Below are 8,783 nucleotides of genomic sequence, written 5' to 3' on the forward strand. Positions count from 1 at the left end.
TGTCAACCGTTACTCGATGAACGTCGCATCAAAAATGTGTCCCAGTTTCGAGGCTTTGGTTCGTAAATAGTGTTTGTTGTGCGGATTATTGCCTTCCTGCAACGGCACCCGTTCGACCACATTAATATTGGCCTGTTGTAGCGCCCGGAGTTTGCGTGGGTTGTTGGTCATCAGACGCACAGCCTGGATGCCCAGATAGCCCAGCATACCCTGACAAAATGTGTAGTCGCGCATATCGGCTTTAAACCCCAAACGCTCATTGGCTTCGACGGTATCGGCACCTTCGTCTTGCAAATGGTAGGCACGTACTTTGTTGATCAGGCCAATACCACGCCCTTCCTGACGTAAATACAGTAATACGCCACAGCCTTCTTCAACGATATTGGCCAGTGCTCGAGCTAATTGATAGCCGCAATCGCAGCGGTTACTAAACAGCGCATCTCCTGTCAGGCATTCGGAATGCAGCCGAATCAGTGGGGCCGTGCCATCAGTCAGGTCGCCGTATACCAACGCCAGATGCTCCTTGCCGCTGGCTCGTTCGATAAACGCATGCATCTGAAATTCGCCAAATTGAGTTGGCAGGCGTGCCTTGTCGATAAATTGCACCAGATTGTAAGGTGCACTGCCTTCCAGTTCGTGTCGAACCTCCATCAGAATTTTACCCAGTTCATTCCGGCCTTTTCCATTGCCGCCATCTCCCCAGAAGGGATCCTTATGCGAGTGTTCCGTCAGTTCTCGCTGACCAGTATTGACCAGAAAATGGGCCAACTGCGGGTTCTGAAGAAATTTTTCGCGTACGACATAACGCATCACTTCCACGCGGATGTCCATCCAGTCGGGCCGTACCATTTCCTGATATTCCCGGCTGAGTTCAAATGCCTTGTCTGGGCAAGTGGCTTGCTGAATCTCCTTTTGTAATGTCTCAGAGGCAAATTTCTGTGCCTGATAATAATGTTCGCTGGTCGGCCAGACGACTCCGGAAATATGGATGTCACTGGGGTAGAAGTTCGACAGGAATCCATTCGGGTCGAACGGTTCATAAAAGAGAATTTTATCGTCCATAATATTGCTCCTGGCGTAAAAGAAAGGAGTACTGACGGGAACTTAGGGGCTTTGCCCTTACATTTATAAACTAGTTAGTGAATAGAAGCTGGTCAAACTTATGGGTGATGTAGCATGCGTATTTTTACACTGTTTGGGTGATTTGACGTTAACGAAACATCACGAGTTGTTATAACTATGCCTTAAAAATGCTTCTTAAATGAAAACTAACGTTTAATTGATACAGGTTTTGAACAGTGTTTGATATTCTGTTAACCAAGTATCATTTGCGTCGGCCTTGATTCCTCTCTATTTGGCGCCGACAGGGGTTTTACATTGAAAAAGCAACGGCAAAAGTATGTTTTTATGCTCGAACGCGGTGAGTATTGTGTTTGGCTAAAGAAGTGTGGCGAAGACAAACGCACTGTGTTAAACCGCTCCCTTAACCGATTGTTTCGAAAGAGTAAACGCTTCGCGCACTTAACGCTGTTCAGTGCCTATACACCCAAACAACGCTTCGAGCATGAAGTGGCAGCGTTGGAATATGCTATCTCCTGTGATCTGCCTGTCCCTAAGTTGCTCTACATTGGTCGCTCCTGGTTTGTCACGGAGAGTGCCGGCGAGCCGATTGTGCGTGCCCGGCAACACTCACCCAAGCTTTTGTTTACCAAGGCGATGGGCTGTTTGCAACAGTTGCATCGTGAGGAATTTATTCACGGTCGCCCGGCGATGCGAGATATCGTGGTCGATCAGCAAGGGGAAGTCACGCTACTGGATTTGGAAGAGTCTCGCTTGTCGGATTCGGCACGCCTGCGGGTACGAGATATGGCGCTGTTCCTGCTGGATTCCTACCGTTTGTCTCGTGTCAGCCAAAAAACTCGGTTAGACGCACTCAATCTGTGGTTGCAGCAAAGTGATCCCGCCAATACCGACGAGTTGTATCGGGTGGCTTGCCGCTTAAAACGTCTGGTTTGGATTGCACACACGGTGTTGCTGGTGCGCAACAATCGTTTATCCAAACAGGTGATCATGTTTGAGCGCTTATTGCAGCGTGTTGATTTCCCGCAGCGCCAAGAGGTTCAGCTCTCCGCTTGACCCCAGAATGACAACAAGGCTGGCCTGTCAGGCCAGCCTTGTTGTTGTCAGTCGAGCGATTTCTTAAAGCGCATCGAAGCCACCACGAGACCGAGTACCGTAAACGCAGAGAGCCAGAGTGTATCTCGCCACAAATCGGCCAAATCCGCCCCACGCAGCACAATGCCCCGAATCAAACGCATAAAGTGGGTGGCCGGTAACACTTCTGAAATCCACTGGGCGATAACGGGCATTCCCTCGTAGGGAAACATAAACCCAGACAACAGTATGGAAGGCAACAGAATAAACACAGTCATTTGCATCGCCTGAAGTTGGGTGGTGGCGATGGTGGAAATCATCAGGCCCAGTGTCAGGCTGGCGGAAATAAACAGCAAGGTGCCAAATAAAATCTGCGCCAGCGAACCGTTGATCGGGACATCAAAGATCAAGTGGCCGAGCCCAAGTATGATGAACACCTGTACCAGCCCGACAAAGATATACGGAACGATTTTGGCTACCATCAACTCGATCGAATGAATGGGGGTAGTGATCAGCAGTTCAAGGTTACCCCGTTCGCGTTCACGCACAATTGCGGCACTGGTGAACAGGATCATGGTCATGGTCAGTATGACGCCCAGTAGCCCCGGTACAATGTTCACCGCTGAACGTCGGCTCGGGTTGTAAAAGAGCGCGACGTCAAAGGTTTTAACCGTTTGGGGGCGAATTTCAAAGTCAAAATCGGTCAGCGGCATGGTCTGCAAGCCAAGAATCGCAGAACTGATCATGGTGTCGGATCCATCGACTAACCATTGCCCCAATGGACGATTTTGCATCATACGCTGCGTGAGATCCTGTGGCAGAATCAATGCCGCGCGCACCAGGCCATCCTGAATTGCTTGCTCGGCTTGTTGCGGGGTTTCAAACCGTTGCACGACGCTTACCACCTGAGTGACTTTGACCGATTCGGTGATGATTCTTCCGGCGGTGCTCCCGCTTTGATCGACCACGGCCACCGGGATGTTGCGAATGTCGGTGTTAATGGCGTAGCCAAACAACAGCAACTGGATCAGGGGGATCATAACCACCATGGCGAAGGTGATACGATCACGGGAAAGCTGGCGGATCTCTTTGTACATGACCGCTTTCATTCGATTGAGCGACTGGATCATTGGCGTCCCTCCCCGGTGACGGTGACAAACACATCTTCAAGGCTGGGTCGGGCCAGATTCATCTCTGCCTGTTGCAGGTGAGGAAACGTTTGTCTCAGCCAATCGATCGGTTTCTCTATTTTCCTGTTTACTAACACCCGTAAGCGGACCCCCAATTGAGCAGCGGAGCGAACTTCTTCACGCTGCAACAATTGTTCTTTGAGCGCTCGCAGGCCGGGTGTCTTCACTTCAACGATGTTCACGCCCATTTGCTCCATCAGCATTTCAGGCGGTCCATCGGCGCGGATCTGACCGGATTCCATAATCGCCAGACGGTGACAGCGCTCCGCTTCGTCCATGTAGTGGGTCGTCACCAGAATGGTGGTGCCTTGATCGGACAAATCAAACAACTGCTCCCAGAACTCGCGCCGGTTTTCCGGATCTACCGCGGAAGTGGGTTCATCCAGAAACAACAGTTCGGGTTTGTGCATGGTGGCGGCTGCCAGAGACAAGCGCTGTTTCTGCCCGCCACTCATGCCGCCGACCCGTTGTTTGCGGCGCTGATCCAGACCGTAAGTACACAATTGTTGATTGATCCGCTCGTTGAGGGCTTTGCGACTCATACCGAAGATCTGGCCAATAAACTGCAGGTTCTCTTCAACGCTGAGGTCGTCATAGAGTGAAAACTTTTGGGTCATGTAGCCGATTTTGAGTCGTAGAGCCTCAGACTGGCGGGGAATCTGTAACCCAAGGACATCGACTTCGCCCATGCTTGGGCTGAGCAGGCCTGTCAGCACGCGGATCGTCGTGGATTTACCGCAGCCATTCGGGCCGAGAAAACCGTAAATACTGCCTTTGGGGACGTTCAGATTGATCCCTTCAATGGCGGTGAAATCGCCGAACTGTTTGCTGACGTTGCTGGCCTGAATGGCGTATTCGGTCATGTTTACTCTCCTGACAGTTCAACCTGCGCCGGAACTCCGGAAGGCAGCTCAGCAGCACTGGGCTCCAGGTCGACTTCCGCTAGGTACATCAGGCGTGAACGCTCGTCTTCGGTCAGCGCGTAATACGGTGTGAAAGACGGTTCAGTGGCGACCCAGCGCACTGTCCCGCTCAGACCTTGCGTTACCCCGTCTACATGAACCGTCACTTCTTTGCCGGGAACAAAACTCACCCGATGATCCGCTGGTACGTACACACGTGCATACGGGACGCGACTGGCCTGAATGACGGCGACTACGCCATTCACCGGAACTCGCTCGCCGAGGTTATAGGGAAGGGTATCCAGAATACCATCACGGGTTGCAACGATGGTCAGTTCTGCCAGTTTTTGCTTTTGCAGCGCGACTTGCGCTTTGCTGGCGGCCAGTTCCGCTTTGGCCTGCTCGATATCTTCGACCCGAGCCCCTGCTGTCAGTTTGCTGAACTCTTCGGTCGCTGAATCCAGTTCAGCTCGTGCGGAGTCGCGTGCGGCCAGAGCGGTGTCTTTCTCCGACTGGCTGACCAGCCGTTTGGCCACCAACTCAGCTTTGCGGCGATAGGTCTTCTGCGCTTCAACCAACTGGGCTTCGGCGCGAGCTACTCTGGCCTGGGCTGAAGCGATGTCTTCCGGCCGCTCTCCGTTGGTCAGTTTGAGCAGATAGGCGGCGGCCTTGGCTTCATTGGCAACCGCATTTGCCAGAACGGCTTCCTGATTTTTGCTGTCGAGTTGAACCAGTACCTGACCTTCTTTAACCGGGCTGCCTTCGATGACGGGCAAGGCACGGATGATTTCGTTGGCGGTAGCGGTAAAGGTCACCCGGTCACGTTCAAGCGTCCCGAGTGCCTGTTGAGAATCGCCTGGACTACAGGCTGTCAGCAAAGTGATAAGCAGAGTGCTGAACAAATATGGCTTCATGAGGTTTCCTCGTAAGGTCAGTCTGAACGGTCGGAGGCGTTAACACTGAACAGATAGAATCACATTGATACGATAAGTATTATTTTTATCTAACTATAGGAAAAGGCGATTAATTACCCGCTAATTCATCAAATGATGAATTAATGGGTCACTGATGATTCGATCTGTGTCCGGTTGTTGGCCGAATATTGTGCAGCATTGCAAAAAGGAGATAACCTTAAAGTTGCATAATCTATGAGCGGGATAACAAATTAGGGAGGCAATATGTTCAGCGAAAGACACGGAATCTCTGTGGGCATTGATCGCGTTGGCAGCGAGTTTTATCTGGCGATCACTGCGGTAGGCAAACTGACCCATGAAGACTACGCATTCATCACTCCGATCCTCGATGGCGCGCTGGCCAAAGTTCAGGGGCCGAGAGTAAAAGCGCTCGTCGATGCGACAGAGTTGGAAGGCTGGGAGTTGCGGGCGGCCTGGGATGACTTTAAGCTGGGGTTGAAACACGGTGCAGAGTTCGACAAAGTTGCTTTGTATGGTAAGCCAGGCTGGCAGGAGATGGCAGCTAAAGTGGGCAGCTGGTTTCTGTCTGGCGAGGTGGCGTTTTTTGACAACCGTACTGAGGCACTTGACTGGCTACAGCAAAACTAAACACTACTCCTCAACCGGCGTGATGCATCACGCCGGTATTCCAAGCCAGATGTAAGGCCAATCTCGCAGACCTTGCTGCGAGAGATTGGATTCTATTAACCCATGCGCGAATCCTTGCGCAGACCCGATTTTCTTTACTTCCCCGTACCGCGAATCCACTGGAAATGCAGACTGAATAATCTGTTCTTATTGATTATGCAAATAACAATCAATATCATTCTCTTTTTTTATATATTGTATTAACAGAAATAATAAGAGAATTAGAATGAGACATGGACCCGGCCACGTGACGGTGGTGGCAATCGCAGTGGCGAGCGTAGGAATGGCATTCAGCGCACCTGCTCTGGCCGTAACGGAGAAACAGGACAAAATGGTGGTGGTCTCGAGCCGCACACCAAAAGCCATCAGTGATATTCCAGGCACAGTCTGGTTTATCGATGAAGAGCAGATCGCGCTGGAGTATCGTGGCGGCAAAACACTGGGTGACATTCTGGCGGCTACGATTCCGTCGCTGGACGTTGGCAGTGGCGCACGGACCAATTACGGCCAAAACCTGCGCGGGCGTAAAATGCTGGTCATGATTGATGGGGTGTCGTTGCAGTCGTCGCGTCCGATCAGCCGTGCGCTGGACTCGATTGACCCGTTTAATATTGCCCGAATTGAAGTGTTGTCTGGCGCTACATCAGTATACGGCGCTGGTGCGACGGGCGGCGTGATCAACATTGTGACCAAAAAAGCCAACGATGACGCACTTCAGTTTGAGAGTTACCTGGGGGGATCAAGTGGCTTTCAAACCAGTGACGATGCGGATTACAAACTGGGTCAGTCCATTGCTGGTGGCAGTGACAAAGTAAGCGCGCGGTTAGCCGCGGTCTACACCGAAACGCAAGGTTTTTATGATGCTGATGGTGACATCGTCACACCGGATATCTCTCAGGGATCGCTGCAATACAACAAAACACTGGATGTGCTCAGTACGGTCGGCGTTGAGTTGTCCGAAACCAAGCAACTGGATTTTCTCGCGCAGTATTACGATAGTCAGCAGGACTCACCTTACGGTCTTTACATTGTGAACGGTGATTTCGTTGACGTACGTAAAGGGTTTGAATCTGACCGTCAGCATGGTACCGAGCGCGTGATGCTAAGTATGAGGTACATCGACAGCGCGTTTTTAGGCCATCAACTGATCGCCGAGGCTTCCTATCGTTCAGAGCAGCAGACATTCTCACCCTATTATCAGAGTGCGTCGGAGCAGAAAACCGATGTATTCGCGCTAAAAACCGCTCTGGCCAAGCAGTTCTCTCGTCTCAACTTAGTGTATGGCGTGGATGCATACCGCGACAGCTTTGACAGCAATCAGGCACTGTTTGACCCGGCTGTTGCGACGGCGTCTGGTAACCTAAACAATGACACTTATGCGCGAGTGGGCCGGTATCCGGGGACTAAAGTCAGCTCTGTTGCCGCCTTTGTGCAAGCCGACTATGCCTTGACGCCGAAATGGCATGTTCAGGGCGGTGCTCGCTATCAGTACTTGAACAATGAAATAGATGATTTTGTAGCATATAGCATCCAGAAGAAGATTGCGGCGGGGAACGGGGTGTCAGCCGATGCGGTGCCGGGTGGTGAAACTGACTATCATGTCGGTTTATTCAACCTCGGAACCATCTACTCACTGACGCCGGCATCGCAGCTCTGGGCTAACTTCTCCCAGGGCTTTGATCTTGCGGATCCGGCCAAGTATTACGGCCAGGGTGAGTACGCTGATATGGACGCGATCGGTCACTACGCCCTGCTAAACAGTATCAACGTTGATGGCTCACGCATGTCGGGCATCAAAACCAACAGTGTTGAAGTGGGGTATCGCTTCGATAACGCCGATCTGAGTGTGCAGGCGGCCACCTACTATTCTCAATCGGACAAATCGGTCAGCTACAATAAACAGACCATGCTGATCGAAAGTGTTGACGACAAACGACGTGTATACGGAACAGAAGCGCAGTTGACGTATTGGTTTAACACGCAGCTTCAATTCGGGGCATCCGGTCACTTGGTGATGTCGGAAGTGAAACAAGATGGCGACTGGAATAAGATGTCGGCGGGCGAAGCCAGTGCCTCTAAAGCCAGCGCTTGGGCGGTTTGGTATGATGATGAACTGACACTGAAGCTGCAAAGCCAGACTATGTTTCATTATTCCGATGATCAAGACAACAAACTCGACGGCTTTACTCTGTTTGATCTGGTTGGGAATTATCAACTGCCAGTCGGAACCTTGGGCTTTGGTATCCAAAACCTGCTGAATAACGACTACACCACGCTTTGGGGGCAGCGAGCGCAGATTCTCTATTCAACTCATTATGCACCGGGTGCGTATGATTATAAGGGCCGAGGCCGCACTTATACGCTAAACTATCAAGTAAGATTCTGATAGCCATTCATAAGGTTACAACGGGCAGAAAAACCCCCGTTTACACAGCAGTGCCGTCCCGTCCTGGGGCGGCCTTTTCATAAAGGAACAGAGTATCCGGGTGTCGACCTTGGCGCGCCCGGATTAACAGAGGTGAAGAACGTATGGCGAATCTGGCAACCCGCGAAATTAAAGCCTTCGTACCCGCCAGAGACTTTGAGTTGTCGATCAGCTTTTACCAGTCACTGGGGTTTGCGGTAGGTTCCGTGTTTGGTGAAGTCGCTTACCTGAGCAAAGGCGAATGTGCGTTTTTGCTGCAGGATTTTTACGAACCGGTGCATTGCGAAAACTACATGATGTATCTGTTGGTTGAAGACGCACGCAGTTGGCATCAGCACGTGGCGCAATCCGGTGTGGAGACGGAATTCGGTACCACGTTGACCGAATTACAGCAGCAGCCATGGGGCATGCTTGAATTTTGCATGACGGATCCAAGTGGTGTGCTGTGGCGCATTGCCGAGCACATCCGTACCGTTTAAATCATGAGAGGCCCGCTTTGCGGGCCTCTTTT

Annotated in this window: 8 protein-coding genes; 4 read left to right on the forward strand and 4 right to left on the reverse strand. The window is 51.5% G+C overall.

Annotated elements, in window-relative coordinates; translation table 11 throughout:
- Positions 1-9 precede the first annotated feature (9 nt).
- Positions 10-1,062 (reverse strand): GTP cyclohydrolase II, encoded by a 1,053-nt coding sequence (ribA, locus tag VPR01S_RS22365; RefSeq protein ID WP_021706155.1) that lies wholly within the window; start codon positions 1,060-1,062, stop codon positions 10-12.
- Positions 1,063-1,407: 345 nt separating this feature from the next.
- On the opposite strand from ribA, the gene VPR01S_RS14775 reads away from it, so the two are divergent.
- Entirely contained in the window at positions 1,408-2,136 is a 729-nt protein-coding gene (locus VPR01S_RS14775; RefSeq protein WP_021706156.1) for a BUD32 family EKC/KEOPS complex subunit, read from the forward strand.
- A gap of 47 nt (positions 2,137-2,183) precedes the next feature.
- On the opposite strand, the gene VPR01S_RS14780 is transcribed toward VPR01S_RS14775, so the two are convergent.
- The 3 genes from VPR01S_RS14780 to VPR01S_RS14790 are packed head-to-tail and all read right to left on the reverse strand — an operon-like array spanning position 2,184 to position 5,160.
- On the reverse strand, positions 2,184-3,284 hold the full coding sequence (locus tag VPR01S_RS14780; protein WP_021706157.1) for an ABC transporter permease: 1,101 nt from the start codon (positions 3,282-3,284) through the stop codon (positions 2,184-2,186).
- On the reverse strand, positions 3,281-4,207 hold the full coding sequence (locus VPR01S_RS14785) for an ABC transporter ATP-binding protein (protein WP_021706158.1): 927 nt from the start codon (positions 4,205-4,207) through the stop codon (positions 3,281-3,283). The genes VPR01S_RS14780 and VPR01S_RS14785 overlap by 4 nt, the downstream gene beginning before the upstream one ends.
- Before the next feature lie 2 nt (positions 4,208-4,209).
- Positions 4,210-5,160, reverse strand: coding sequence for an HlyD family secretion protein (locus VPR01S_RS14790; protein WP_021706159.1), 951 nt, complete (start codon positions 5,158-5,160; stop codon positions 4,210-4,212).
- A gap of 264 nt (positions 5,161-5,424) precedes the next feature.
- Here VPR01S_RS14790 and VPR01S_RS14795 point away from each other — a divergent pair, with 264 nt between their 5' ends.
- From VPR01S_RS14795 to VPR01S_RS14805, 3 genes are all read left to right on the forward strand, one after another.
- Positions 5,425-5,808 (forward strand): SpoIIAA family protein, encoded by a 384-nt coding sequence (locus VPR01S_RS14795; protein WP_021706160.1) that lies wholly within the window; start codon positions 5,425-5,427, stop codon positions 5,806-5,808.
- 322 nt (positions 5,809-6,130) lie between these two features.
- Positions 6,131-8,233, forward strand: coding sequence for a TonB-dependent receptor (locus VPR01S_RS14800; protein WP_281169134.1), 2,103 nt, complete (start codon positions 6,131-6,133; stop codon positions 8,231-8,233).
- 143 nt (positions 8,234-8,376) lie between these two features.
- Positions 8,377-8,751 (forward strand): VOC family protein, encoded by a 375-nt coding sequence (locus tag VPR01S_RS14805; RefSeq protein WP_021706162.1) that lies wholly within the window; start codon positions 8,377-8,379, stop codon positions 8,749-8,751.
- Positions 8,752-8,783 lie beyond the last annotated feature (32 nt).

It is taken from the genome of Vibrio proteolyticus NBRC 13287 (genome assembly GCF_000467125.1).
Lineage (GTDB): Bacteria > Pseudomonadota > Gammaproteobacteria > Enterobacterales > Vibrionaceae > Vibrio > Vibrio proteolyticus.

Coding starts and splice junctions, on each gene's coding strand:
- VPR01S_RS14785 (WP_021706158.1), bottom strand. CDS start 4,207: ATGACCGAATACGCCATTCAGGCCAGCAACGTCAGCAAACAGTTCGGC.
- ribA (WP_021706155.1), bottom strand. CDS start 1,062: ATGGACGATAAAATTCTCTTTTATGAACCGTTCGACCCGAATGGATTC.
- VPR01S_RS14795 (WP_021706160.1), top strand. CDS start 5,425: ATGTTCAGCGAAAGACACGGAATCTCTGTGGGCATTGATCGCGTTGGC.
- VPR01S_RS14800 (WP_281169134.1), top strand. CDS start 6,131: ATGGCATTCAGCGCACCTGCTCTGGCCGTAACGGAGAAACAGGACAAA.
- VPR01S_RS14775 (WP_021706156.1), top strand. CDS start 1,408: ATGCTCGAACGCGGTGAGTATTGTGTTTGGCTAAAGAAGTGTGGCGAA.
- VPR01S_RS14805 (WP_021706162.1), top strand. CDS start 8,377: ATGGCGAATCTGGCAACCCGCGAAATTAAAGCCTTCGTACCCGCCAGA.
- VPR01S_RS14780 (WP_021706157.1), bottom strand. CDS start 3,284: ATGATCCAGTCGCTCAATCGAATGAAAGCGGTCATGTACAAAGAGATC.
- VPR01S_RS14790 (WP_021706159.1), bottom strand. CDS start 5,160: ATGAAGCCATATTTGTTCAGCACTCTGCTTATCACTTTGCTGACAGCC.